At 71.4% G+C, this 24,426-nt stretch carries 25 protein-coding genes; 14 read left to right on the forward strand and 11 right to left on the reverse strand.

Annotation, left to right across the window (positions count from 1 at the left end):
* Positions 1–264 precede the first annotated feature (264 nt).
* The 6 genes from K1J60_RS33005 (at position 265) to K1J60_RS33030 (ending at position 5,463) form a co-directional block, all read left to right on the forward strand.
* Positions 265–1,020, forward strand: a complete 756-nt coding sequence (locus K1J60_RS33005) for a metallophosphoesterase family protein (RefSeq protein ID WP_220651815.1) — start codon at positions 265–267, stop codon at positions 1,018–1,020.
* A gap of 107 nt (positions 1,021–1,127) precedes the next feature.
* The gene (locus K1J60_RS33010) at positions 1,128–1,568 is read left to right on the forward strand and encodes an SRPBCC family protein (RefSeq protein WP_220649396.1); all 441 of its coding nucleotides are present in this window, start codon (positions 1,128–1,130) and stop codon (positions 1,566–1,568) included.
* A gap of 186 nt (positions 1,569–1,754) precedes the next feature.
* Positions 1,755–2,933 carry an ArsA family ATPase gene (locus K1J60_RS33015; RefSeq protein ID WP_220649397.1) on the forward strand — a complete coding sequence of 393 codons (1,179 nt, stop codon included), beginning with the start codon at positions 1,755–1,757 and terminating at the stop codon, positions 2,931–2,933.
* 57 nt (positions 2,934–2,990) lie between these two features.
* Positions 2,991–3,530 (forward strand): DUF5304 domain-containing protein, encoded by a 540-nt coding sequence (locus K1J60_RS33020; RefSeq protein WP_220649398.1) that lies wholly within the window; start codon positions 2,991–2,993, stop codon positions 3,528–3,530.
* 95 nt (positions 3,531–3,625) lie between these two features.
* Complete coding sequence (locus K1J60_RS33025; protein WP_086784412.1) at positions 3,626–4,579, forward strand: ROK family glucokinase; 954 nt, start codon at positions 3,626–3,628, stop codon at positions 4,577–4,579.
* A gap of 128 nt (positions 4,580–4,707) precedes the next feature.
* Positions 4,708–5,463 (forward strand): endonuclease/exonuclease/phosphatase family protein, encoded by a 756-nt coding sequence (locus K1J60_RS33030; protein ID WP_220649399.1) that lies wholly within the window; start codon positions 4,708–4,710, stop codon positions 5,461–5,463.
* Between the two features lie 16 nt (positions 5,464–5,479).
* On the opposite strand, the gene K1J60_RS33035 is transcribed toward K1J60_RS33030, so the two are convergent.
* The 4 genes from K1J60_RS33035 to K1J60_RS33050 form a co-directional block, all read right to left on the reverse strand.
* Positions 5,480–6,556, reverse strand: coding sequence for a CU044_5270 family protein (locus K1J60_RS33035; RefSeq protein WP_220649400.1), 1,077 nt, complete (start codon positions 6,554–6,556; stop codon positions 5,480–5,482).
* Positions 6,549–7,184, reverse strand: a complete 636-nt coding sequence (locus K1J60_RS33040) for an RNA polymerase sigma factor (RefSeq protein WP_220649401.1) — start codon at positions 7,182–7,184, stop codon at positions 6,549–6,551. The genes K1J60_RS33035 and K1J60_RS33040 overlap by 8 nt, the downstream gene beginning before the upstream one ends.
* A 199-nt stretch (positions 7,185–7,383) precedes the next feature.
* Positions 7,384–8,115 carry a hypothetical protein gene (locus tag K1J60_RS33045; protein ID WP_220649402.1) on the reverse strand — a complete coding sequence of 244 codons (732 nt, stop codon included), beginning with the start codon at positions 8,113–8,115 and terminating at the stop codon, positions 7,384–7,386.
* On the reverse strand, positions 8,108–8,998 hold the full coding sequence (locus K1J60_RS33050; RefSeq protein WP_220649403.1) for an alpha/beta hydrolase: 891 nt from the start codon (positions 8,996–8,998) through the stop codon (positions 8,108–8,110). The genes K1J60_RS33045 and K1J60_RS33050 overlap by 8 nt, the downstream gene beginning before the upstream one ends.
* A 186-nt stretch (positions 8,999–9,184) precedes the next feature.
* On the opposite strand from K1J60_RS33050, the gene K1J60_RS33055 reads away from it, so the two are divergent.
* From K1J60_RS33055 to K1J60_RS33070, 4 genes are all read left to right on the forward strand, one after another.
* Positions 9,185–10,015, forward strand: a complete 831-nt coding sequence (locus K1J60_RS33055) for a lysophospholipid acyltransferase family protein (RefSeq protein WP_220649404.1) — start codon at positions 9,185–9,187, stop codon at positions 10,013–10,015.
* A gap of 80 nt (positions 10,016–10,095) precedes the next feature.
* Positions 10,096–11,346: a MacS family sensor histidine kinase gene (macS, locus tag K1J60_RS33060; RefSeq protein WP_220649405.1), complete on the forward strand. Its 1,251-nt coding sequence runs from the start codon at positions 10,096–10,098 to the stop codon at positions 11,344–11,346.
* Positions 11,347–11,474: 128 nt separating this feature from the next.
* Positions 11,475–12,122 (forward strand): response regulator, encoded by a 648-nt coding sequence (locus K1J60_RS33065; RefSeq protein ID WP_220651816.1) that lies wholly within the window; start codon positions 11,475–11,477, stop codon positions 12,120–12,122.
* A 164-nt stretch (positions 12,123–12,286) separates the two neighbouring features.
* Positions 12,287–13,315, forward strand: coding sequence for a 6-phosphofructokinase (locus tag K1J60_RS33070; protein WP_220649406.1), 1,029 nt, complete (start codon positions 12,287–12,289; stop codon positions 13,313–13,315).
* Between the two features lie 172 nt (positions 13,316–13,487).
* Here K1J60_RS33070 and K1J60_RS33075 read toward each other — a convergent pair whose 3' ends face one another.
* Both K1J60_RS33075 and K1J60_RS47240 read right to left on the reverse strand, forming a co-directional pair.
* Positions 13,488–15,365, reverse strand: a complete 1,878-nt coding sequence (locus K1J60_RS33075) for an anthranilate synthase family protein (RefSeq protein ID WP_220649407.1) — start codon at positions 15,363–15,365, stop codon at positions 13,488–13,490.
* 126 nt (positions 15,366–15,491) lie between these two features.
* A complete protein-coding gene (locus K1J60_RS47240; RefSeq protein ID WP_352173385.1) occupies positions 15,492–15,548 on the reverse strand; it encodes a trp operon leader peptide in 57 nt (18 codons plus the stop codon).
* Between the two features lie 71 nt (positions 15,549–15,619).
* On the opposite strand from K1J60_RS47240, the gene K1J60_RS46255 reads away from it, so the two are divergent.
* The 3 genes from K1J60_RS46255 (at position 15,620) to K1J60_RS33095 (ending at position 18,994) form a co-directional block, all read left to right on the forward strand.
* Complete coding sequence (locus K1J60_RS46255; protein ID WP_259408034.1) at positions 15,620–17,161, forward strand: hypothetical protein; 1,542 nt, start codon at positions 15,620–15,622, stop codon at positions 17,159–17,161.
* Positions 17,162–17,265: 104 nt separating this feature from the next.
* Entirely contained in the window at positions 17,266–18,615 is a 1,350-nt protein-coding gene (locus tag K1J60_RS33090; RefSeq protein ID WP_033528217.1) for a class II 3-deoxy-7-phosphoheptulonate synthase, read from the forward strand.
* 145 nt (positions 18,616–18,760) lie between these two features.
* Entirely contained in the window at positions 18,761–18,994 is a 234-nt protein-coding gene (locus K1J60_RS33095; RefSeq protein WP_033528147.1) for a (2Fe-2S)-binding protein, read from the forward strand.
* Between the two features lie 25 nt (positions 18,995–19,019).
* Here K1J60_RS33095 and bfr read toward each other — a convergent pair whose 3' ends face one another.
* Positions 19,020–19,499 carry a bacterioferritin gene (gene bfr / locus K1J60_RS33100; protein ID WP_220649409.1) on the reverse strand — a complete coding sequence of 160 codons (480 nt, stop codon included), beginning with the start codon at positions 19,497–19,499 and terminating at the stop codon, positions 19,020–19,022.
* A gap of 174 nt (positions 19,500–19,673) precedes the next feature.
* On the opposite strand from bfr, the gene K1J60_RS33105 reads away from it, so the two are divergent.
* Positions 19,674–20,321: a sulfite oxidase-like oxidoreductase gene (locus K1J60_RS33105; protein ID WP_220649410.1), complete on the forward strand. Its 648-nt coding sequence runs from the start codon at positions 19,674–19,676 to the stop codon at positions 20,319–20,321.
* A gap of 19 nt (positions 20,322–20,340) precedes the next feature.
* Here the strand turns inward: K1J60_RS33105 and K1J60_RS33110 are convergent, their stop codons facing one another.
* The 4 genes from K1J60_RS33110 to thiS all read right to left on the reverse strand — a co-directional run bounded on the left by K1J60_RS33110 (position 20,341) and on the right by thiS (position 24,414).
* The gene (locus K1J60_RS33110) at positions 20,341–21,270 is read right to left on the reverse strand and encodes a deoxyribonuclease IV (RefSeq protein ID WP_398683667.1); all 930 of its coding nucleotides are present in this window, start codon (positions 21,268–21,270) and stop codon (positions 20,341–20,343) included.
* Positions 21,271–21,337: 67 nt separating this feature from the next.
* Positions 21,338–23,257 (reverse strand): Stk1 family PASTA domain-containing Ser/Thr kinase, encoded by a 1,920-nt coding sequence (pknB, locus tag K1J60_RS33115; RefSeq protein ID WP_220649411.1) that lies wholly within the window; start codon positions 23,255–23,257, stop codon positions 21,338–21,340.
* A 157-nt stretch (positions 23,258–23,414) separates the two neighbouring features.
* Positions 23,415–24,209, reverse strand: coding sequence for a thiazole synthase (locus K1J60_RS33120; protein ID WP_220649412.1), 795 nt, complete (start codon positions 24,207–24,209; stop codon positions 23,415–23,417).
* 4 nt (positions 24,210–24,213) lie between these two features.
* Positions 24,214–24,414: a sulfur carrier protein ThiS gene (gene thiS, locus K1J60_RS33125; RefSeq protein ID WP_220651819.1), complete on the reverse strand. Its 201-nt coding sequence runs from the start codon at positions 24,412–24,414 to the stop codon at positions 24,214–24,216.
* Positions 24,415–24,426: the final 12 nt, after the last annotated feature.

Here is a 24,426-nt window from a genome sequence, read left to right on the forward strand (position 1 = left end):
GTTCCTTGGGTCTGACTGGTTGAAAACCTGAGCACAACTGGACTGCCCGGACGTTACCCGTCGGTATGGCCTCTCCGCGAGGGGGGTCCGGTGAGATGTTCTCCGCGTCACACATGGGGGCTCTCCCCGGGAAGAATAATCCCCTCACTTGCTGACTGGCCAGTAACCGCACGTGCGACCGGCTCTGTTCACGTATGCCGCACGCGCCTACGCTTGATCGTCATGGCACGCACACCGGACGGTAACGGCAGAACGCGCATTCACGTGGTCAGCGACGTGCACGGCAACGCGCACGACCTGGCCTCGGCGGGTGAGGGCGCCGACGCCCTGGTGTGCCTGGGCGATCTGGTTCTCTTCCTCGACTACGCCGATCACTCCCGCGGCATCTTCCCCGACCTCTTCGGCGCCGAGAACGCCACCCGGCTCGTCGAACTGCGCACCGCCCGGCGGTTCGAGGAGGCGCGCGAACTCGGGGCCCGGCTCTGGGCCGGCGTGGGCGAGGACCGCTCCGCCGTGATCGAGAGGGCCGTCCGCAAGCAGTACGCCGAACTGTTCGCGGCCTTCCCCACACCGACGTACGCCACCTACGGCAACGTCGACATACCGAAACTGTGGCCCGAGTACGCGGGCCCGGGGACGACCGTGCTCGACGGCGAACGGGTGGAGATCGGCGGCCGGGTCTTCGGCTTCGTGGGCGGCGGTCTGCGCACCCCCATGCGGACCCCCTACGAGATCAGTGACGAGGAGTACGCGGCCAAGATCGAGGCGGTGGGAGAGGTGGACGTGCTCTGCACGCACATCCCGCCGGAGGTGCCCGAACTGATCTACGACACGGTGGCGCGCCGATTCGAGCGGGGGAGCCGGGCGCTGCTGGAGGCGATCCGCAGGACCCGCCCCCGGTACGCGCTGTTCGGGCACGTCCACCAGCCGCTGGCCCGGCGGATGCGGATCGGGGCGACGGAGTGCGTCAACGTCGGACACTTCGCGGGCAGCGGGAAGCCGTGGGCGCTGGAGTGGTGAACGCCGGGTGGGGTGGCAAGGGTTCGGCGGGCGCGCGGTAGCCTTCACGCTGCACATACGTGCGCACCCACCTCCCTCACCGGACAGTCTCTGGAGGAGCCACGGCGATGGCGGAATTCACGAGTTCGAGCATCACGATCGAGGCTGCGGCGGCCGACGTCATGGGAGTGATCGCCGACTTCGCCCGCTACCCGGACTGGACGGGCGAGGTGAAGGAGGCGGAGGTGCTGGAGACCGACGGCCAGGGCCGCGCCGAGCAGGTCCGGCTCGTCATGGACGCGGGCGCGATCAAGGACGATCAGACGCTGGCGTACACCTGGACCGGGGCGAACGAGGTCTCCTGGACACTGGTCAAGTCCCAGATGCTCCGCTCCCTCGACGGCTCCTACATCCTCAAGCCGGTGAGCGACTCGGTGACCGAGGTGACCTACCAGCTCACCGTCGACGTCAAGATCCCCATGCTCGGGATGATCAAGCGCAAGGCGGAGAAGGTCATCATCGACCGGGCGCTGGCGGGCCTGAAGAAGAGGGTGGAGTCCGGCGTGTAGTTTTTTTGCCCCTGACGGGGCGCGCCCCGTTGCCCCCGACTGCGGGCGGTCGTGCCGCTGGGGCGGCACGGGTGGGCGCAGGCGGCACCCGGTGAGCGCCGGTAAGCGTCCCCATCCCCGCTCAGCCCCAGCGTCGGGTGCCGACGTGGCGCCGGTCCCGGTCCCGCTGGGTTACCGTTCACCCCCATGCGCACCATCCTGATCACCGGGCAAGGCGGCAGCGGCCGTACGACGGTCGCTGCGGCCACGGCGCTGGACGCGGCCCGCGCGGGCACCCGCGCGCTGGTCCTCAGCGCCGACCGCGCGGACGGGCTGGGCGCGGCCCTCGGCACGGCCACGGGACCGGAACCCGTGAAGGTGGCGCCGAACCTCACCGCCTGGCGCCCCGACGCCGCGGCCGGCTTCCGGGAGGACCTCGTCGCGTTCCAGGAGCGCGCCGCGTCCGTCCTCGACCTGCTGGGCGCGGGACGGCTGGACGCCGAGGAGCTCACGCCCCTGCCCGGCGCCGAGGAACTCGCCCTGCTGCGGGCGCTGCGCGACGCCGCGCTGTCGGAGGCGTACGACCTGCTCGTCGTCGATCTGCCCCCCGCACCACAGGCCCTCGCCCTGCTCGGTCTCCCCGAGGAGTTGCGGCGGTACCTGCGCCGGCTGCTCCCACCGGAGCGACAGGCGGCCCGTGCGCTGCGGCCGGTCCTCGGCCGGCTCGCCGGAGTGCCGATGCCCTCCGAGTGGCTGTACGAGACGGCCGCCCGCTGGGACGTCGAACTGGCCGCCGTCGCCGCGATCGTCGAGGACCCGGGGACGAGTGTGCGACTGGTCGCGGAGCCCGGTCCGGCCGGCGCCGACCAGATGCGCCTCGCGGGCGTCGGACTCGCCCTGCGGGCCCTCCCCGTCGACCTGCTGATCGCCAACCGCGTCCTGCCCCAGGGCACGCACGACACCTGGCTCGCCGGCCTCGTCGCCCAGCAGCGCAAGGCGTTGGAGGAGTGGGAGGAGCAGGGCGCGACCCGTCCCGTACGGGGCGTCGGCCACCTCGGACGCGACCCCCGCGGCCCCGACGACCTCGCCGCTCTCGGCGTACCCGGTACGGGTGACTCTCCCGCACGCGTCGTCTGGCCCGTCACCGACAACCTCGGGGACGAGGGCGTGCTCGTGTGGCACATCCCGCTGCCCGGCGCGATACGGGACGAGCTGGATCTCATCCGGCGCGGCGACGAGTTGGTCGTCACGGCGGGCCCGATGCGCCGTATCGTTCCGCTGCCGTCGGCACTGCGCCGCTGCACGGTCGACGGCGCGGCCCTGCGCGACGGCAGCCTGAGGATCCGATTCGCGCCGGACCCGCAGTTGTGGCCCCGGACCCGGTGAACCGCATACGGCCGTTCGGGTAACGTCGAAGGTACGAACCGTAGGCAGGAGCCCGCCATGAGCGAAGAGCGCCCCACGTCCGACGCCGCTCGTGAGGACGCGGCCGCTCGCAGGGACGCGGCCGAGGAGGTACCGACGGCCGAGCGGGCACGCGAGAGCGACCGTGTGCGCGCCACCGACGCCGACGCCTGGGCGACGGCGTGCGAGGAGGATCTGATCGCGGAGAAGGCCCGCCGTCGCGCCCGGTACGGGCCGCCCCCGGGCTCGGCCGCCGAGGAACTGCGCAAGCTGGTCGACACCGTCGCGGACAAGCTGTCCGGGCTGCAGTCGCCGCTGCTCGGCGCGGTCGCCGGCGGCGCGGCCCAGCAGATGGTCAACCAGGTCGTCCGACAGGCCAAGGCCGCCGTCGAACCCGTCATCGAACGCAACCCGGACGTCTTCGACCATCTCGCCGCCGCCGGCGGTGAACTCCTCGCCGCGTACCGCTCCGCCGTCGAGGCTCAGGAGCGCCGCTGGACGAACCGGGCCACCGGCCACCAGGGAGGCCGCGACCAGGGTGACGATCCGGGGCCCGGGGAGCGCATCGACCTGGACTGACGGCGGGCCCGTCCGCCGGGCGGACGCCGGGAGTCCCGGGGCAGGGCCTCGGGTACGGTTGGCCGTAGCGGGGCTCGACCGAAACTGAGGGATTCATGGGACTCACCATCGGCGTCGACATCGGCGGTACCAAGATCGCGGCCGGTGTGGTCGACGAGGAAGGCAACATCCTCTCGACCCACAAGGTGCCGACCCCGGGCACGCCCGAGGGGATCGTGGACGCCATCGCCGCCGCCGTCGAGGGCGCGCGAGCCGGACACGAGATCGTCGGTGTCGGCATCGGCGCGGCCGGCTATGTCAACCGTCAGCGGTCGACGGTCTACTTCGCCCCCAACATCGACTGGCGCAACGAGCCGCTCAAGGAGAAGGTCGAGGCCCGCGTGGGCCTGCCGGTCGTCGTGGAGAACGACGCCAACGCCGCCGCCTGGGGCGAGTACAAGTTCGGTGCGGGCAAGGGCCACCGCAACGTCATCTGCATCACCCTCGGCACCGGTCTCGGCGGCGGCATCATCATCGGCAACAAGCTGCGCCGCGGGCACTACGGCGTGGCCGCCGAGTTCGGCCACATCCGGATGGTCCCCGACGGCCTGCTGTGCGGCTGCGGCAGCCAGGGCTGCTGGGAGCAGTACGCCTCCGGCCGGGCCCTCGTCCGTTACGCCAAGCAGCGCGCCAACGCCACCCCGGAGAACGCGGAACTCCTCCTCGGCCTCGGCGACGGCACCCCGGACGGCATCGAGGGCAAGCACATCTCCATGGCCGCCCGCCAGGGCGACCCCGTCGCCGTCGACTCCTACCGCGAACTCGCCCGCTGGGCCGGCGCCGGCCTCGCCGACCTCGCCTCCCTCTTCGACCCCTCCGCCTTCATCGTCGGCGGCGGCCTGTCGGACGAGGGCGAACTGGTCCTCGACCCCATCCGTAAGTCCTACAAGCGCTGGCTCGTGGGCGGCAACTGGCGCCCGGTCGCCGACGTCATCGCCGCCCGGCTGGGCAACGAGGCGGGCCTGGTGGGCGCGGCGGACCTGGCGAGAGAACCCGACCCGATCATGTAGCCGAGGGGCACTTCCCGCGCCCCTGGCTTTTGTCCTTCAGGGGCGCGGGGAACCGCGGGGGAAACCACGACGCACCTGTAGTCGCCAACGGACAAATGCCCCGAGCTCCTGGGCGTATCTTGATCCTCATGGCGACCACCCCGCTGCCCAACTCCCGCACCAACCCCGACGGTTCGGCAACCATCCGGGTCCTCAGCTACAACATCCGCTCCATGCGCGACGACACCTCCGCCCTCGCCCGAGTGATCACCGCCTGCGCCCCCGACCTGGTCCTCGTCCAGGAGGCCCCCCGCTTCTTCCGCTGGCGCAAGAAGCTCGCCAGGCTCGCCGCCGCCTCCGGCCTGGTCACCCTCTCCGGCGGGGCCACCGCCTCGGGGCCCGCGCTGCTGTGCGGCCTCCGCGCCACGGTCGAGCACACCGAGGACGTCCTCCTGCCCCTCACCCCGGGCCTGCACCGACGCGGCTTCGCCACGGCCGTGGTCCGCTTCGGCCGCGCCCGCCTCGGCGTCCTGTCCTGCCACCTCTCCCTCCACAAGGACGAGCGGTACGAGCAGGGCGGCATGCTCCTGGACCACCTCGCCGGCCTGGGTGTGCCGCACGCGGTCGCGGGCGGCGACCTCAACGAGCGCCCGCACGGCCGCACGTTCCGCCGCCTCGCCGGCGAACTCCAGGACTGCTGGACCATCAGCCCGTGGGGCGGCGAGTACACCTCCACCCCCACCGACCCCCACCAGCGCATCGACGCGATCCTGGCCACCGGCGGCATCGAGGTCCTCGGCTGCGGCGTCCCCCTCGACCTCCCCGGCATCACCGACGACGACCTGAGGGCGGCCACGGACCACCTGCCGGTCCTGGCCGCCCTCAGAGTCCCCGCCGAGGCCTAGAGGTGCCGTACCGCCCCTAGCCCGCGGCCGACGGGTACTGCTTGACCCTGTCGACGATCGCCCACCTGTCCAGGTACGAGAGCTGGGTGTACACCTTCATGTCCTTGCCGTCGCCCGAGGAACGCTCGTCACGGAAGCCGAGGAAGGCGTACGTCACCGGGTCGAAGATGAAGTGGCCGCCGTAGCTGGAGGCTCCCTCGGGCAGGGTCGGGTCGTTGTAGGTGATGGCCACGCCGACCCGGCCCTTGGCGTCCTTCTGGTTGGGCACCGCCTTGACACCCGGCACCATCCCGAGCGCCTCGTACGCCGCCGGCCGCAGCCCCTCCGGCATCACCGGGACCAGCTTGAGCAGTCCGGCGAGGCTGAAGTGGATGTGCGACCACTCCTGGTCGGTGATGTCGTCCAGGGAGGCGTCCTCCCCCTGGCGCCCGAAGGACTCCCTCTGGATCGCCAGGATCAACTGCTCCGGGTCGGTCGGCAGCTTCCGCAGCCTGCTCCAGTCCTGCGGCGGCCACACGCTCTCGTTGTCCTTCAGCGGAGGCGCCCACCACCCCTTGCTGAGCTCCATGACCCACGAGCGCCGGGAGCCGTCCACCGAGCGCCAGTTCTCGGCGACGTGGGTCTTCGTCGTCCCGGTCTTCTGGTTGGTCTCCTTGATGATCTCCTTCGTGTAGACGAACTGGTCGTCCCGCGGGCTGACCGGCTTCTCGTGCTGTCGCGCGTACGTGGCCGCCCCGTTGAGCACCGTCCGCGCGCTCACGTTCCGCATCGGCGGCAGGTCGGTCACCGGCGGCTTCGCGGTCCTGCCCCGGCCGTCGTCACCGTCGTGCCCCACGGCGACCAGGACACCGGCGGTGACGGCGGCGGCGACCAGCCCGCTCAGCGCGATCCGCAGGACCGGACGGCGCCGTACCGGTGAGGCGAGCCGGAAGGCCGGCTTCCGCGTCCGGTCCGCGTCCGGCGCGGTGACGGTGGCGAGCAGCCGGGCCCGCCCCCGCCGCCGGGTCTCCTCGTCCAGCGGGGGCGCCCCCGCGTCGTAGGCGGCGAGGTCCCGCAGCTCCCACAGGGCCCTCGGGTCGTCGATGTCACGCATGGGCGTCTGCCTCTCGGAAAGCGGTCGGATCGGATCCGCCCAGTGCTGCGCGCAGTCTGCCGCGAGCCCGGTTCAGCCGGGATCTGATCGTGCCGACGGGCACGCCGAGGGCCTGGGCCGCCTCTTCGTAGTCGAGGCCGGCCCAGGCCACCAGCAGCACCACGTCGCGGTGCCGGGCGGACAACCCGGCCAGCGCCGCCGCCAGTTCCCGGCGCACCCCCGTGGCACCGGCCCTGGCGACCGCCCGGTCCGCGACCGGCTCCTCGTGCTCCACCGGCTCCGGCAGCCGGGCCAGCGCCCTGAAGCGGCGCGCCTCGGCCCGCCGGTGCCGGCCGACGAGGTTGGTGGCGACACCGAACAGCCAGGGGCGGGCGTCGAGCCGCTCCAGGTCGTAGGTGTGCCGCCGCTGGAAGGCGATGGCGAAGGTCTCCGCCATCAGATCCTCCGCCGCCTCGGGACCCAGCCGCCGAGCCGCGTAACGGTGCACGGCGTCGGCATGGCGGTCGTAGAGGACGGCGAACAGCTCGGGCTCGTCCCGGGACCGCTCGATCACGCGGGCGTCACTTTCCTCGCGCTCTCTCTCGCGCTCTCTCTCGCGGGTGCCGAGTCCCGGTGGTCCGACGGGCATCGGGGCTCCTCTCGTTCGTCCGAACGCCTCGAACGCTTGGGCTCGTTCGGGTCGTGCACCCGTACTTCGCCGTTCACCGGAATCGAGTTCCATTCCGCCGCCGAGGCGCACGGCACGGGGCACCGGGCGACGGCGAGGGCCCGCCCGGAACGTTCCCGGGCGGGCCCTCGTACGCGACGCGACGTCGGTGGCGGTGGGGTCAGACGACCGCGCCCCGGCCCGGATCGTCGTCGTCCTCGTCGTCGCCCTTCATCCGCATCACCAGCGTGGCGAAGCCGCCGAGGAAGCCGCCGATGCCCAGGGTGGTGAGCCACCAGGTCATCTCCCAGCCGAGCAGCACGGCGAGCAGCAGCAGGACCGGCCCGCCGACGACGCCCAGCCAGGCGAACTTGGCGGTCGCGTCGGCCTCCGGCAGCGGGGGCGGCTCGGGCGGCACGAAGTGACCCTCGTCGTCCTCGTCGTCCTCGTCGGAGTCCTCGTCGCCGGTGTCCTCGCCGACCGGGTCGGGCACGCTGTAGTCGCGCGGGCCGGCCCCGACACCGGGCGCGAACGCGACCGAGCTGCCGAGCGGCCTGGGGGCCGCGGGTCCCGCGGCGCCGTCGGACGTCTTGTCCGCGGATTCCTCCGGCTCGGCCTCCAGGAGGGCCAGGTCCTCCACGGACCTGAACGGCTTGGCACCCGGCGGGTCCGGCGGCTCCTCACCGAACCCGGCGACGATGGCCCGCCAGGCGGCGTCCTCGTCGAACGGCACGTGCTGCTCCTCGCCCGCGAGCTGCTCCTCGCCCGGCGTATCGCCGGACGAGGCGCCCCCGGCGCCTTTGGCGGGGCCGCCTGCGGAGCTGCCCGAGGAGTCGCCCCGTGAGTCACCGGGTGAGGCGCCGAGCGGCGCCCCCTGCTCCTCCGGCTCACGCTCGGAGTCGTGCTCAGCCACCAGTGGCCGTCCCTTCCCTCTGCTCCAAGGATCCCGGACCGATCCGATCCGCGGACCCCGAATCAGACTGCTGTACGGATTCCGCGTCGGACTTCTTCACACCCGCCGCGGACTCCGTCGCGCGAGGCGCATCGGATCCCGCCACCAGCCGGGTGACGAACGCGTGGCTCTCCTCGAAGATCCGGTCCGCGTCGTGGTCCAACGTCGCGACATGGTGGCTCTGTTCCAGCAGGACCTCCGTGACGTCCGTCGAGGACACCCGGCCGAGGACGCGCTCGGAGTCGACGGGCGGCACCACATGGTCCCGTGGGCTGTGCAGCAGCAGCAACGGCTGGGTGACCTGGGGCAGTTCGCCGTCGACGAGGCGCAGGAAATTACGCAGGGAGTGGGCCGCGTGCAGCGGCACATGGCTGTACCCCACCTCCTCGACGCCCTCCTTGGCGATGTCGCTGGTGATCCCCTTCGTGGTGGGGACGAAGTGCCGGAGCAGGGGAAGGGCGTGCGCGGCCGGGCCGTGCACCTTGTTCGCCGGGTTGACGACCATCACGCCGGCGACCGCGTCCCCGTGCTTCGCGGCCAGCCGCAGCGCCAGGGCGCCGCCCATGGACAGCCCCGCGACGAAGACCCGCGTACAGCGCTCACGCAGGGTCCGCAGCTCGCGGTCCACCTCCGCGTACCAGTCCTGCCAGCCCGTCGGGCGGAGGTCCTCCCAGCGGGTGCCGTGGCCCGGCAGCAGGGGCAGCGCGACGGTCAGCCCGCGTTCGGCGAGATACTCCGCCCAGGGCCGCAGAGACTGTGGTGACCCGGTGAAACCGTGGCAGAGGAGGACTCCGACCTCCCCGCCCTCGTGGTGGAACGGCTCGGCTCCAGGAAGGACCGGCACGGTTCGGTCTCCTGTTCATGAGAAGGGTGTGAATGAGTCCGGATGTGGTTCACCGTACGCGACCGCACTGACACCGACCAGGGGCTTCGCCCGACACCGGTCGGACCTGTCGGACTCTTCCTCGGGCGTCCGGGTTAAGGTCTCCTCCACGGATCACAGAGAGGCACTCGGTTGTTGTACGGCGCGATGAAGGTCGCTATCGGGGGACCGCTCAAGGTCACCTTCAGGCCCTGGGTGGAGGGCCTGGAGAACATTCCGGCCGAGGGCGCCGCGATCCTCGCGAGCAATCACCTCTCCTTCTCGGACTCGTTCTTCCTCCCCGCGGTCCTGGACCGCAAGGTCACGTTCATCGCGAAGGCCGAGTACTTCACCACCCCCGGCCTCAAGGGCAAGCTGACGGCCGCCTTCTTCAAGGGCGTCGGCCAGCTCCCGGTGGACCGTTCCGGCGCGCGCGGCGCGGGTGAGGCCGCGATCAGGAGCGGCATACAGGTCATCGAGAGCGGCGAACTCTTCGGCATCTACCCGGAGGGCACCCGCTCGCCCGACGGTCGCCTCTACCGGGGCAAGCCCGGCGGCCTCGCCCGCGTGGCCCTCGCCACCGGCGCGCCCGTCATCCCCGTCGCCATGATCGACACGGAGAAGATCCAGCCCCCGGGCAAGGTCCTGCCCAAGGTCATGCGCCCCGGCATCCGCATCGGCAAGCCCCTCGACTTCAGCCGCTACCAGGGCATGGAGCACGACCGCTTCGTCCTGCGGGCGCTGACCGACGAGGTCATGTACGAGATCATGAAGCTCTCCGGCCAGGAGTACGTCGACATGTACGCGACCGCCGCCAAGCGGCAGATCGCGGACGCGGCCAAGGCCGAGAAGGAGGCCGACAAGGCCGCCAGGGCCGCCCTCGCCAAGGCTGCGAAGGAACAGGCCGCCAGGGAGCTGAGGGAACAGGCCGAGAAGGCCCGCGCCGACAAGGACGGCACGGACAAGGACGGTACGGACAGGGAGCGCCCGGCTTCGTGACCGCCGGGTCTCCGGGTACGGTCGCGTTCCGGACGCGTATGCCGGGGGTGCCCGGTGGCGAGTCAACAGGGGGTGGGGACGTGCCGAAGCTCGAGCGGGTCATGGCGATGTCGGTGGAGCAGCCGCTGTGGCGTGCGCTCACCGGCTACCGGGTGCTGACGATGATCTACGCCGTCGGCCTCTTCGTCAGCGCGTACGACAAGTTCGAGCGCCCCTGGCTGGCCGTCGCCTACTACGCGGTGCTGGCCGGCTGGACGCTGGTGACCCTGCCCAAGGTCGCGAGCGCCGCCAGCTGCACCAAGCGGTTCCTCGCCGCCGACCTGACCATCGCGATCGTCGGCATCCTGCTCACCCGGCTCGCCGACTCCACCGCGCGGGTGGAGGCCGGAGGCCCCACGCTGCCGTCGATATGGACCGCCGGCGCCGTCCTCGCCTTCGCCATCAAGGGCGGCTGGCGCTGGGCCGCCTTCGCCTCCACGCTCGTCGCCGTCGCCAACCTGGTCCACCGGGGCGCCCCCACCCGCGACACCATCCACAACGTCCTGCTGGTCTGGGTCGCCTCCATCGCCATCGGCTACGTCGTCGAGGTCGCCCGCGCCTCCGAGCGCACCCTTGCCCGCGCCCTGGAGATCGAGGCCGCCACCCGCGAACGGGAACGCCTCGCCCGCGACATCCACGACAGCGTTCTCCAGGTCCTGGCCATGGTCCAGCGGCGCGGCACCGCCCTCGGCGGGGAGGCCGCCGAACTGGGCCGGATGGCGGGCGAGCAGGAGGTCGCCCTGCGCACCCTGGTCTCCGGCGGCCTGGTCCCCGTCTCCCGGATCTCGGAGGACGCGGCCCACGGGGCCCTCGTCCGCGTGGTGGACGAGCCGGACGCGTCCGACGCCGGCGCCGCCGGGGACCCCGTGGACCTGCGGGCCCTGCTCGCCCCGTACGCCGGTGCGAAGGTCACCTTCTCCGAGCCCGGCGGCCCGGTGCCGCTCGCCCCGGGGGCCGCGCGGGAGCTGGCCGCGGCGGTCGGTGCCGCCCTGGACAACGTGCGCGCGCACGCCGGCGACGGGGCCCGGGCCTGGATCCTGGTCGAGGACTGGCCGGACGAGATCATCGTGACGGTACGGGACGACGGCCCCGGCATCCCCGAGGGGCGGCTCGCCCAGGCCGAGGGCGAGGGCCGGCTCGGGGTGGCCCTCTCCATCCGGGGGCGGCTGCGCGACATCGGCGGCACGGCCGAGCTGATCTCGGTGCCGGGCCAGGGCACGGAAGTCGAACTGAAGGTACCCAAGGCCGCACAGGGGCCGAGGGGCGTACGGGGGAAGGCGGAGAAACGGTGACGGAGAGCGTGGAGAGCGTGGACGACGGCGGGGCGGCGGTCGTAAGGCCCACGGACGGCCCGTCGGTGGGCGCCGGGTCGGTGGACGCGGTGGCGCGGCCCGGCGGGGGCGGCGGCCCGATCAGGGTCATGGTGGTCGACGACCACCCCATGTGGCGCGACGCCGTCGCCCGCGACCTGGCCGAGTCCGGCTTCGACGTGGTCGCCACGGCGGGCGACGGCGAACAGGCGGTACGGCGCGCCCACGCCACCGGGCCGGACGTGCTCGTCCTGGACCTGAACCTGCCCGCGAAGCCGGGCGTACAGGTCTGCAAGGAACTGGTGGGAGCCAACCCCGCCCTGCGCGTCCTCGTGCTGTCGGCGAGCGGGGAGCACGCGGACGTCCTGGAGGCGGTGAAGTCCGGCGCGACCGGCTATCTGCTGAAGTCGGCGTCGACGGAGGAGCTGATCGACGCCGTACGCCGCACCGCCGTCGGCGACCCCGTCTTCACTCCCGGTCTCGCGGGCCTGGTGCTCGGTGAGTACCGCCGCCTCGCCTCCGAGCCCGCGCCCGCCCCGGGCGCCGACGAGCCGAAGGCCCCGCAACTCACCGACCGCGAGACCGAGGTGCTGCGGCTCGTCGCCAAGGGCCTGAGCTACAAGCAGATCGCCGAGCGTCTCGTCATCTCGCACCGCACGGTCCAGAACCACGTCCAGAACACCCTCGGCAAGCTCCAACTGCACAACCGGGTGGAGCTGGTCCGCTATGCCATAGAGCGTGGTCTCGACGACGAGTAAACGTGTCGAATCACCCCATAGAGTGATGGCGATTTGATCAACTCCGGTCAACTCACCCTCAATCGGCCGTAATTCGCCGGAATTGGCTTCCCGTTCATGCCGAAGTGACCTGGATCACTATTAGCGTGACCCTCACCAGGCAACCGCGGCGAAGGGACATTTCCATGCGCGTCGGAGTACTGACCGGAGGCGGCGACTGCCCCGGGCTCAACGCCGTCATCCGAGGCGTCGTCCGCAAGGGCGTGCAGGAGTACGGCTACGACTTCGTCGGCTTCCGGGACGGCTGGCGGGGACCGCTGGAGAACGACACCGTCCGCCTCGACATCCCCGCCGTGCGCGGCATCCTGCCCCGCGGCGGCACGATCCTCGGCTCCTCGCGCACCAACCCGCTCAAGGAGGAGAACGGCATCCGCCGGATCAAGGAGAACCTCGCCAAGCAGGAGGTCGAGGCGCTCGTCGCCATCGGCGGCGAGGACACGCTCGGGGTGGCGGCTCGCCTGTCGGACGAGTACGGGGTGCCGTGTGTGGGCGTCCCCAAGACGATCGACAACGACCTCTCCGCCACGGACTACACCTTCGGCTTCGACACGGCGGTCGGCATCGCCACGGAGGCGATCGACCGCCTCCACACCACCGCCGAGTCCCACATGCGCGTCCTGGTGGTGGAGGTGATGGGCCGTCACGCCGGCTGGATCGCCATCCACTCCGGCCTCGCCGGCGGCGCCAACGTCATCCTCATCCCCGAACAGCGCTTCGACGTCGACAAGGTGTGCGCCTGGGTGACGTCCCGGTTCAAGGCCTCGTACGCGCCCATCGTGGTCGTCGCGGAGGGGGCCATGCCGAAGGACGGCGAGATGGTCCTCAAGGACGGCTCGCTCGACTCCTTCGGTCATGTCCGTCTCTCCGGCGTCGGCGAGTGGCTGGCCAAGGAGATCGAGAGGCGCACGGGCAAGGAGGCCCGTACGACCGTCCTCGGCCACGTCCAGCGCGGCGGCACGCCCTCGGCCTTCGACCGCTGGCTCGCCACGCGCTTCGGCCTCCACGCCATCGACGCGGTGCGCGACCGCGACTTCGGCAAGATGGTCGCCCTCCGCGGCACCGACATCGTCCGCGTCCCCATCGCCGACGCGACGGCCCGCCTGAAGACCGTCGACCCGAAGCTCTACGAGGAGGTCGGCGTCTTCTTCGGCTGAGGCGGGCGCGTCATGGCGCGCAGTTCCCCGCGCCCCTGAAGAGCAGGGGCTGCGCCCCGTGCCTTTCGCCCTGAGGGCCGGAGGCCCGAAAGAGGCGCGGGGAACTGCGCGACCAGCCACCACCCACCCACCCACCCGCACCCGACCCACGACCCCGCACCCCCCGCAGGGCCTACACCGCCCGCAGCGACTGCACCCCCACCACCAACTCACGCACCACACTCACCCCGTCCAGCGTCAGCACCGACTCCGGATGGAACTGCACCCCCGCGAACCCGGCACCCCGCAGCGCGTGCACCTCCCCACCCTCACCACGGCTGACCTCGACGCCCCGCGCCGCCAACTCCCCGGCCTCCGCGTCGTCGCAGCGGGCCACGAAACTGTTGTAGAACCCCACAGTCTCCGGCCGCCCGAACAGATCGATCTCCGTCTGCGCCCCCTGGTACGGCACCTGCTTCCGCACGATCTCCAGCCCCAACTCCGCCGCGATCAGCTCGTGCCCGAGACACACCCCGAGCACCCCGTACCGATGCCCCCGCAGCACCTCGGCGGTCAGCGACCGCAGGAACCCCATCTTGGGGTCGTCCCCGTCCGACGGATTCCCGGGCCCGGGCCCCAGCACCACCACGCCCTCGTGCGCGAGCACGCCCTCCCGCAGCCCCGGCTCGTCATACCGTCGCACCGTCACCTCCAGCCCCGACGACCGCAGCAGATGCCCGAGCATCGCCGTGAAGGTGTCCTCGGCGTCGACGACGAGAGCGTGCCCGGTCAGCTCGCCCGTCCGCTCCCGCATCCGCAGCCAGAACGGCGCCAGCGAGGCCCGCCGCCCGTCCAGCGCGGCCCGCACCCGGGGATCCTCGGCCAGCCCCGGCCGCACCCGCTCCCGCCCCGGCCGTCCGGGCCGTACCCCCAGCGCCGCCAGCACCCCCGCCGCCTTCGCATGGGTCTCGGCGACCTCGCTCGCGGGGTCCGACCCCCGCACCAGCGTGGCCCCCACCGGCACCTTCAGCCGTCCGTCCGCCGCGATGTCGGCCGTACGGATCAGGATCGGCGAGTCCAGCGTCTGCGCACCGCCCGCGTCACGCCCCAGCAGCGCCAACGCCCCGGCGTAGTACCCGCGCCCCACACCGTCCCGCCCGAGGGGCTCGTACCGCTCGATCACCCGGCAGGCGTTCTGCACCGGCGACCCGGTGACCGTCGCCGCGAACATCGTCTCCCTCAGCACCTCCCGCACGTCCAGCGAGGACCGCCCGCGCAGCTCGTACTCGGTGTGCGCCAGATGCGCCATCTCCTTCAGCCGGGGCCCGACCACGACCCCGCCCATGTCACCGACCGTGCACATCATCTTGAGCTCCTCGTCGACGACCATCGACAGCTCCTCGATCTCCTTGCCGTCACCGAGGAAGGCCAGCAGATCCTCCGGGGTGGGGCCCTCGGCCGGATAGCGGTACGTCCCGCTGATCGGGTTCATCACGACCGTCCCGCCGGACATCCGCACATGCACCTCGGGGCTGGCACCGACGAGGGTGCGCTCCCCGGTGTGCACCACGAACGTCCAGTACGCCCCCCGCTCGCCCTCCAGCAGCCGCCGGAACAGCGCGAGCGCGTCGGCGCGGGCGAAGCCCGGGACCGTGCCCTCGTACGTCCGCCGGATCACGAAGTTGGCGCCCTCGCCCCGCCCGATCTCCTCGCGCAGCACCCGGCCGACGATCTCGGCGTACTCCTCGTCGCCCACGTCGAAGCCACCGCCCTCGACCCGGACGTCGTGCGCGGGCAACTGCGCGAGAGCCCGCTCCAGCGGCAGTTCGTACGACTCCTCCGGCACCAGCACCGACAGGGGCGTCCCGTCGTCGCGGACGTCGAAGCCGCGTTCGCGGATCTGCCGGAACGGGACGAGCGCCAGCCCCTCGTCGGGGAGGTCGGCGAGACGCTCGTACGTCGTCACCGGGCCGATCAGCAGCTCCACCGTGTCGTGGTCGTGGAGGCCGGGTGTGCGGCGCCGCAACAAGGCGAACGGGCGGTCGTCGGACAGGAGCCGGGTCAGGTCCATGGGTTCCTCTTCCCTGGGGATCACGGTCGTCGTGGTGAGTCGTGGTGATCGAGAGGAACGGCCCGGCCCTGGAAACACCGAAGGCCGCCCCTCGGGCGGCCTTCGCGAAGTCTTGCGTACGCGCAGTCAGTGGGCCGCCGGATGAGCGGTCCACCACCAGTTCTGGGTCGGGTGCGCGAACATGCGCCGCACCCTACCGGAGAAACTCCGGAAACTCACATGATCGACACCTGGTGGTCGGCTTAGGATCACGCGTGCCACTCATACCGAGAACGCGACCCCTGGCCCTCGTGGCGGCGACGGCCGCCCTGCTCGCCGGGCTGACCGGACAACCCGCTTCGGCCGCGGAGGAGCCGACCACCACTCGACTGGCGCTCGCCGGTGACCTGTTCAAGATGACCGACACGAGCACCGCGACGGCCGCGACCACCCTCGCCGGTCGGCTGGCCGACGCCGACCTCGACGACGTCGTCACCACCGAGTACACGACGGACTCGGCGGGAGCGGCCGATCCCGGCATGAACCTGGGCTCGATGCGCGCCTGCGCCGGCGACGAGACCAAGGCGCTGCCGCCGGTGGACCGGAAGATCGCCTGGTGCTGGTCCTCGGCGCTCGGCGACGACACCACGCCCCGCTGGTGGCCCCAGGGCATGAGCACCACCGGCACCGCCGACGGGGCGGACGGGGCGATCCAGGGCAGGAGCGTCACGGCGGTCGCCTGGCACTACAAGACCTTCCGGACCGATGCGACGGGCACGGTCGAGCCGGCCGACAAGTGCCGCACCAACAACCTGCTCAGGCTCTCCTTCATCGACCGCGACACACTCAAGTACCGCCACGTCCTGCTCGTCGAGCCGACCTCCGGCGGCCAGAACTTCAAGTTCGTCACCGGCCACGGCGGCGGCATCGTCTGGTACGCCAACCACCTCTACGTCACCGACACCACCGGCGGCATCCGCGTCTTCGACGTCAACAAGCTGAGCAAGGTCGACACCTACGGTTCCGGGCTCAACACCTACGGCGTCGACAGCGTCTCCGGCCGGTCGAGCGCCTGCGGCCACCCGTACGTCCTGCCGCAGACCCACTACTACAAGCAGGCCTCCCCGCCGCCCTCCGGCGGCTGCGACAGCGACGCCGTCGACGGGACCCCCGACCCCGACTCGCTCTGCTACTCCTGGCTCTCCCTCGACAAGAGCGGCGGCAGCCCGTACAAGCTGGTCGCCGGTGAGTGGTACGGCGGCGCCGCGGGCGCCCGGATCGTGCGCTACCAGCTCAATCCGACCAGCGCCTCGACCTATCCGGGACTGCTGAACATGTCCGGCGGCAAGACGGTGATCCAGGACGCGTACGCGGCGACCCGCTATGTCGGGCTGCAGGGCGGCATGACCTGGACCGACGACACCGGGCTGCTGAACTTCGCCTTCCACAAGGGCTGCGCCCTCCAGCCCGCCGTGTTCTCCCGCACCTGGGTGGGCGACACCCGCGCCCCGACGGCCTGCAACGTCACGGTCGGCGGCCTGCCCCACGCGAGCGGCAACTGGGCGGTCGGCACCCCCCAGGCCCTGAGCCACTGGCCGAGGCTCGGCACGGCACGCGTGGACGAGCTGTGGGGGCTCACGGAACACATCTGCGCCGGCACCGCCCTGCGGGCGAGCTTCCCGTACGAGTTCGAGGCCGTGGAGGAGGCCGACGAGCGGCGGAACGCCTGCGACGGCTACCGGGGCGAGGCCGACCTCTCCCTGCGCACGGTCTTCGCCGTCGGCTTCGACGACCCGGCGGTCATGGGGCTCCACTGAGGCGCCCTCGACGCACCCGAGGACCCCGCTCCGATCGAGCGGGGTCCGTCTCACTTGATGAGCACGGGGATGGACGCCCGACATGACCCCGTAATGTGGACGTCGTGACCGTGAACGCTAAGTCCAGCGCGAGCGCTGGCAACACCTGGCGAGACCTGCCCGCGGCGCAGCAGCCCGAGTACCCCGACACCGAGGCTCTGCGCGCAGTCGTTGCGGAGCTCGAGTCGTATCCGCCGCTCGTCTTCGCGGGCGAGTGCGACCAGCTGCGCGCCCGGATGGCGTCCGTCGCCAAGGGAGAGGCGTTCCTCCTCCAGGGCGGCGACTGCGCCGAGGCCTTCGACGCCGTGTCGGCCGACCACATCCGCAACAAGCTGAAGACGCTGCTCCAGATGGGCGCGGTCCTCACGTACGCGGCCTCCGTGCCGGTCGTGAAGGTCGGCCGGATCGCCGGGCAGTACTCCAAGCCCCGTTCCAAGGGCACCGAGACCCGTGACGGCGTGACCCTGCCGACGTACCGCGGCGACTCGGTCAACGGCTTCGACTTCAACGAGGCCGCCCGGGTCCCGGACCCCGAGCGCCTGAAGCGGATGTACCACGCCTCCGCCTCCACGCTCAACCTGGTGCGCGCCTTCACCACCGGCGGCTACGCCGACCTGCGCCAGGTGCACGCCTGGAACCAGGACTTCGTGAAGTCGTCCCCGTCCGGCCAGCGCTACGAGCAGCTCGCCCGCGAGATCGACAACGCGCTGAACTTCATGCACGCCTGCGGGGCCGACCCGGAGGAGTTCCGCACCGTCGAGTTCTTCTCCTCGCACGAGGCGCTGCTGCTCGACTACGAGTCGGCGCTCACCCGCGTGGACTCGCGCACGGGCCAGCTGTACGACGTCTCGGCGCACATGGTGTGGATCGGTGAGCGCACCCGGCAGCTGGACCACGCGCACATCGAGTTCGCCTCGCAGATCCGCAACCCGATCGGCATCAAGCTCGGCCCGACGACCACGGCCGAGGACGCGCTGCGGTACATCGAGCGCCTCGACCCGGACCGCGAGCCCGGCCGGCTCACCTTCATCGTGCGCATGGGCGCGGACAAGGTCCGTGACAAGCTGCCCGAGCTGGTGGAGAAGGTCACCGCCTCCGGTGCGACCGTGGCCTGGGTGAGCGACCCGATGCACGGCAACACCTTCGAGGCGGCCTCCGGCCACAAGACCCGCCGCTTCGACGACGTGCTCGACGAGGTCAAGGGCTTCTTCGAGGTCCACAAGGGCCTCGGCACCCACCCGGGCGGCATCCACGTGGAGCTCACCGGCGACGACGTCACCGAGTGCGTGGGCGGCGGCGACGAGATCTTCGTCGACGACCTGCACCAGCGCTACGAGACGGCCTGCGACCCGCGGCTCAACCGCAGCCAGTCGCTGGACCTGGCGTTCCTGGTCGCGGAGCTGTACCGGGACTAGCGACGCCGTGACAACGCAGTGCAGTGGGGCCCGGATCACATACGATCCGGGCCCCACTCCACTTTTGCGGTTCCGGCATGCCGGGTAAGGTTAGGTTAGCCTCACCGATCATCGGGATGGCGTCACCTATCGATCCCGGCGGGAGGTGAACCGCGTGTTCGTCTGCAGTTGCTTCGGCATCACCGAGCAGCAGGTCAAGAAACATGCGGCGGACGGCGCCTGCACCCCTCGCCAGATCGCGTCCGCCTGCAAGGCGGGTACGGACTGCGGCTCGTGCGTCCGGCGGATCCAGGCGATCCTCGGCAGGGGCGCGTGCCCGCGCCGTGAGTCGGCCGACCAGGGCGAGTCGGTCTTCACCGAGCTCGAGGAAGCGGCCTGACCCGGCCCTCGGGGTGTTCCCCGGCTCAGCTCTCGGGCTGCTCGATCAGCTGCGCGATGTAGAGCGCCTCACCGAGCTTCTCCAGCAGTTCCAGCTGGGTGTCGAGGTAGTCGATGTGGTGCTCCTCGTCCTCGAGGATCGACTCGAAGATGTTCGCGGAGGTGATGTCGCCCTTGTTGCGCATCACCTCGATACCGCGCTTGAGGCGGTCGATCGCCTCGACCTCGATCTGCCGGTCGGCCTCGAACATCTCCTTGACCGTCTGGCCCACCCGGACGTGGAACAGCCGCTGGTAGTTCGGCAGCCCGTCCAGGAACAGGATCCGGTCGGTGAGCACCTCCGCATGCTTCATCTCGTCGAACGACTCGTGCCGCGTGTACTTCGCGAGCTTCGTCCAGCCGAAGTTCTCCTGCATCTTGGCGTGCAGGAAGTACTGGTTGATCGCGGTGAGCTCAGCGGTCAGCTGCTCGTTGAGGAATTCGATGACCTCGGGGTCGCCCTGCATCGCAGAGGCTCCTTCCAAGCGGGGAACTGGGAGGTTGCGCCGCGATGATTGCACCGCTGTCGAAGATCGTCCAGTAAGTGCAAGCTTAGTAAGTAAGTGCAGCCTTAGTTCTAAATGTCCGGGTCGGGTGGACCCTGGTCATGTGCACCACTCAGGGTCTGTCAGGATGGAGTCATGGGTCAGCCGGTGGAACGCGAATCAGGAGATCGCGCATCTGAGAACGCGGCGTCGTCGCAGCTTCCCCCGGGACAGCGGCTCCAGCGCGGCTGGCCGGTCACCCACTACGGGCCCGTCCCCAAGTTCCGTCTCGAGCGCTGGGACTTCCGGGTCTTCGGCGCCACCGCCGACGGCGAGAAGCACGCCTGGACCCACGACGAGTTCACCGCCCTGCCGTACGCCTCGGTCGTGGCCGACCTGCACTGCGTGACGAAGTTCAGCATGGTCGGCGCCGAGTGGGGAGGCATTCCGGCCCGGACGATCCTGGACACCGCGCCGCCCGCCGCCGAGGTCACCCATGTGATGGTGTGGGCGGAGTACGGCTTCAGTTCCAACCTCCGCCTCGCCGACTTCGCCGACGACCGCACGATCTTCGCCACCCACAAGGACGGCGAGCTCCTCACCGCCGAGCACGGCTTCCCCCTGCGTCTCGTCGTACCCCACCTCTACGCCTGGAAGGGCCCCAAGTGGGTCCGCGGCATCGAGTACATGACCGCCGACCGCCGCGGCTTCTGGGAGGAGCGCGGCTACCACAACATCGGCGACCCCTGGCAGGAGCAGCGTTACTCCTACCAGGAGGAACCGGGGGACGGGCCCGAGCTCTGACGGTCCGCGAGGGGGGGCGTCAGCCGTCCCTGAGCTTCTTCAGGCGTTCCACGTCCGCCGCGTGGCCCTCCTTGCCGCCGGGGGTCTCGATGATCAGCGGGACGCCCTCCGTGGCGGGGTGGGTCATCAGGGCGCGGAAGGGGTCCTCGCCGATGTGGCCGGAGCCGATGTTCTCGTGGCGGTCCTTGTGGGCGCCGACCACGTCCTTGGAGTCGTTGGCGTGGATCAGCTTCAGCCGGCCCTCTCCGACGGTGTCCACCAGCAGGTCCAGCGTCCGGTGCATGCCGTCGGGCCCGGTCAGGTCGTGCCCCGCGGCGAAGATGTGGCAGGTGTCCAGGCAGACTCCCAGCTTCGGATGGGCGTCCAGGGCCTCGAAGTACGGCCCGAAGTCCCAGGTGCGGGAACACAGCGAGGCTCCCTGGCCGGCCGTCGACTCCAGCAGCAGATACGGGTCGTCGTCGTGGGTCAACTCGTCCAGCAGCGGCAGCAGATACTCCCGCACCTGCTTGAGCGCCACCGACCGGTCCCGCCCGCCGGTCGCGCTCCCCGTGTGCACGACCACCCCGAGCGCACCGATCTCCCGGCCCCGGCGCAGCGAGTGCCGCATCGACTCCACGGACCGCTCCGCCGTCGCCTCGGTGTGCGAACCGAAGTTGATCAGGTACGGCGCGTGGACGTACGCGGGGATCGACTCCTCGGCGCAGGCCGCGCGGAACTCCTCGTCCTGCCGGGGATTGCCCACCGGAGTCGCCCAGCCACGCGGATTGGCGACGAAGACCTGAACGGTCTCGGCCTTCAGATCACGGGCATACGTCAGCCCGACGGAGTTCAGGCCCCCGGCGACGGGGACATGACCGCCGACGGGGTTGCGGGAAGGGCTCAAGGGGCCCAAGGGGCCGGAGTGACCGGGGGCGGTGCCCGCCCGCCCGGGGGACTGCTGAGTGCTCACCGCACCAGGGTGTCATGCGGCCCGCGGTGCCCGGCCGACGGTTCGAGGCGACGGCCGGGCCGGCCCGTCAGCGGATCTCGATGGTGATGGTCGAGCCCTTGGGTGCCGTGTCCCCGCCGTCCACCGACTGTTTCCTGACCTCGTCGCCGAAGAGCCCGAGGAGCCCTCGGTCCTCCTCGACCTCGAAACCGGCGTCCTTGAGCCTTTGGGTCGCCTCGTCGACGCTGTCGCCCACGACGTCGGGGACCTCGACCATCACGGGCCCCTTGGAGAGCGTCAGCGTGACGGTGTCGCCCTGGCCGACCTGCTTGCCCACGCCCGGAGCCTGCTCGGCCACGAGCCCCTTGTCGAACTCGGAGTTGACCCGTCCGGAGGCGATCTTCACCTTCAGGCCCGCCTGCTCCAGCTCGGCGGTGGCGTCCGCGACGGACGCGCCCGACACCTCGGGCACCTCCACCGGGGCGCCCCGGCTGACCACGATCCTGACCGCCGCGCCGGACGAGATCTCCGTGCCCGCGCCCGGCCGGGTGCTGATCACCTGCCCCCTGATGACCTCGTCGCTGAACTCCCGCGTCACCACGCCCGGTTCGAGACCGTCGTCCTTCAGCCGGGTCTTCGCGACGTCCAGCCGGTAACCCTTCAGGTCCGGCACCGCCACGGTCTGCGGGCCCTTGGAGATCGTCACCGTCACGGTGTCGTTGTCCCGGATCCGCTCGCCGGGCGCCGGGTCGGTGCCGATCACCCTGCCGCGCTTGACGGTGTCGCTGTACGCCTGCTTGACGTCGACGTCCAGCCCGGCACCCTCCAGCCGCTTCGTGGCGACCGCCTCACTCTGCTGCAACACGGCCGGGACCTGCGTGAACTGGCCCGAGTTGATGTACCAGACACCCCCGCCCACGCCCAGCACGAGTACCGCGGCGACGACGGCCGCCCACAGCCCACGCCGGGACGCGGGAGAGGTGCGGGTGCGCCGGGACGGCGGCGGAGGAGACTCGAACCGGCTCGTGCGGTTCAACCGCTCGTCGGGATCCAGCCCCACCGACCGTGACACGGACAGGGTGCGCGGGATCACGCTCGTCCGGTCCTCCGTGGTGTCGTGGCCGCCGGCTATCGCCTGCGGCGGCACCGCGTCCAGCTGCTCGCCGCTCAGCCCGGCCCGCGCTTCCAGTGTCTGCGCGAGCAGTGCCACGGCGTCGTACGGCCGCAGCTCCGGATTGCGGGCGGTCGCCGAGGCGACCAGTTCGTCCAGCTCGTAGGGCAGCCCCGGCACCGCGGCCGACGGCGGCGGCACGTCGTCGTGGAGCGCGTGGTAGAGCACCTGCGCGGGGGAGTCGCCGGAGTGGGGCTTGCCGCCGGTGAGCATCTCGTAGAGCATCACGCCGCACGCGTACACGTCGACACGGGTGTCGGTCGTGCCGTGTTCCAGCTGCTCGGGGGCGAGGTAGGAGACGGTGCCGAGGACGGTGCCGGTGGTGCTGGTGACGGTGTCCACGGCCCGGACGAGCCCGAAGTCGGCGACCTTGACCCGGCCGTCGTCCCCTATCAGCACGTTCTCCGGCTTCATGTCCCGGTGCACGAACCCGGCGCGGTGCGCGGCACCCAGCGCGGCGAGCACCGGCTCCAGGATGTCCAGCGCGGCGCGGGGCTGCAACGCCCCGCGCTCGCGCAGCACGTCACGGAGGGTGCAGCCGGCGACGTACTCCATCGCGAGATAGACGTACGAGCCGTCGGTGCCCTGGTCGTAGACCCCCACCACGTTCGGGTGGGAGAGCCGGGCCACCGACTTCGCCTCCCGGATGAACCGCTCGACGAACGTCCGGTCCGCGGCCAGCGTCGGATGCATCACCTTGAGCGCGAGCACGCGGTCGAGACGGGTGTCCACGGTCCTGTAGACCGTGGCCATCCCGCCGACCGCGATCCGCGCCTCGACTCGATACCGACCGTCGAGCACCTGGCCGACAAGCGGGTCCTGAAGGGTCGTGTCCACGCAGGTGAGTGTACGAGCCGCCGCCGACAGGCCCATGGGTCCCTTGGTCCGCGGGCCGTACTGCAGCAGAGCTGTGACCGAGGCCGGAGGGCTGTGACGAGCGGGTCTCCGACCGAAGTCGTTCGACTGTTCGAGTGAGGGGGGCGTGAGCTCCGCCTCAGAACGCCGGGCGCTCCGGGTCCAGCCGCGCCAGCCCCTCGCCGGGCGACGAGGCCTCCGCGAAGTGACGGCGGGGGATGCGGCCCGCCCGGTACGCCAGCCGTCCGGCCTCCACCGCGTGCCGCATGCCCTCGGCCATCAGGACCGGCTCCTGCGCCCGCGTCACCGCCGAGGCGAGCATGACACCGGCGCACCCCAGCTCCATCGCGAGCGCGACATCCGACGCCGTCCCCGCACCCGCGTCCAGGATCACCGGCACGCGCGCGTGCTCGACGATCAACTGGAAGTTGTGCGGGTTGCGGATGCCGAGCCCGGAGCCGATGGGCGACCCGAGCGGCATGATCGCGGCACAGCCCACGTCCTGGAGCTTCCGCGCGAGCACGGGATCGTCGTTCGTGTACGGCAGCACGGTGAAACCGTCGTCGACGAGCGTCTCGGCGGCGTCGAGCAGTTCGACCGGGTCGGGCAGCAGCGTGCGTTCGTCGGCGATGACCTCCAGCTTGACCAGGGACGTACCGAGCGCCTCGCGCGCGAGGCGGGCCGTCAGCACGGCCTCGCCCGCCGTGAAACAGCCTGCCGTGTTCGGCAGCACCCGGATGCCGAGCCGGTCGAGCACGGACAGCACCGAGCCCTGCACATCGGGGTTCACCCGGCGCATCGCGACCGTGGTCAGCTCCGTGCCGGAGGCCACCAGCGCGCGCTCCAGGACGTCCAGGCCGCTCGCGCCGCCGGTCCCCATGATCAGGCGGGACGCGTAGGTCGTGCCGCCGAGGACGAAGGGGTCGTCTGCCATGGGATCAGCCTCCTTGGACGGCGGTGAGGACCTCGACACGGTCCCCCTCGGCGAGGGCGGTGGTCGTCCACCGCGCGCGCGGGACGACGGTTTCGTTGAGGGCGGCGGCGACACCCGAGACGGACGGCGTGAGCGTCCGCACGACCGCGTCGAGGGCCGTGCCGGGGGCGATCTGCCGCCGTTCCCCGTTGACGGACACGGTCAGGGTCCCGGTGGT

It is taken from the genome of Streptomyces akebiae (assembly GCF_019599145.1).
Lineage (GTDB): Bacteria > Actinomycetota > Actinomycetes > Streptomycetales > Streptomycetaceae > Streptomyces > Streptomyces akebiae.

Bases quoted from the DNA above. Each gene is read 5' to 3' on its own strand.
- bfr (WP_220649409.1), bottom strand. From the start codon at position 19,499: ATGCAGGGCGACCCCGAGGTCATCGAATTCCTCAACGAGCAGCTGACC.
- K1J60_RS33015 (WP_220649397.1), top strand. From the start codon at position 1,755: ATGCGCACCATCCTGATCACCGGGCAAGGCGGCAGCGGCCGTACGACG.
- K1J60_RS33030 (WP_220649399.1), top strand. From the start codon at position 4,708: ATGGCGACCACCCCGCTGCCCAACTCCCGCACCAACCCCGACGGTTCG.
- K1J60_RS33035 (WP_220649400.1), bottom strand. From the start codon at position 6,556: ATGCGTGACATCGACGACCCGAGGGCCCTGTGGGAGCTGCGGGACCTC.
- K1J60_RS33025 (WP_086784412.1), top strand. From the start codon at position 3,626: ATGGGACTCACCATCGGCGTCGACATCGGCGGTACCAAGATCGCGGCC.
- K1J60_RS33040 (WP_220649401.1), bottom strand. From the start codon at position 7,184: ATGCCCGTCGGACCACCGGGACTCGGCACCCGCGAGAGAGAGCGCGAG.
- K1J60_RS33010 (WP_220649396.1), top strand. From the start codon at position 1,128: ATGGCGGAATTCACGAGTTCGAGCATCACGATCGAGGCTGCGGCGGCC.
- K1J60_RS33020 (WP_220649398.1), top strand. From the start codon at position 2,991: ATGAGCGAAGAGCGCCCCACGTCCGACGCCGCTCGTGAGGACGCGGCC.
- K1J60_RS33070 (WP_220649406.1), top strand. From the start codon at position 12,287: ATGCGCGTCGGAGTACTGACCGGAGGCGGCGACTGCCCCGGGCTCAAC.
- K1J60_RS33120 (WP_220649412.1), bottom strand. From the start codon at position 24,209: ATGGCAGACGACCCCTTCGTCCTCGGCGGCACGACCTACGCGTCCCGC.
- K1J60_RS33075 (WP_220649407.1), bottom strand. From the start codon at position 15,365: ATGGACCTGACCCGGCTCCTGTCCGACGACCGCCCGTTCGCCTTGTTG.
- K1J60_RS33065 (WP_220651816.1), top strand. From the start codon at position 11,475: ATGGTGGTCGACGACCACCCCATGTGGCGCGACGCCGTCGCCCGCGAC.
- K1J60_RS33055 (WP_220649404.1), top strand. From the start codon at position 9,185: ATGAAGGTCGCTATCGGGGGACCGCTCAAGGTCACCTTCAGGCCCTGG.
- K1J60_RS33105 (WP_220649410.1), top strand. From the start codon at position 19,674: ATGGGTCAGCCGGTGGAACGCGAATCAGGAGATCGCGCATCTGAGAAC.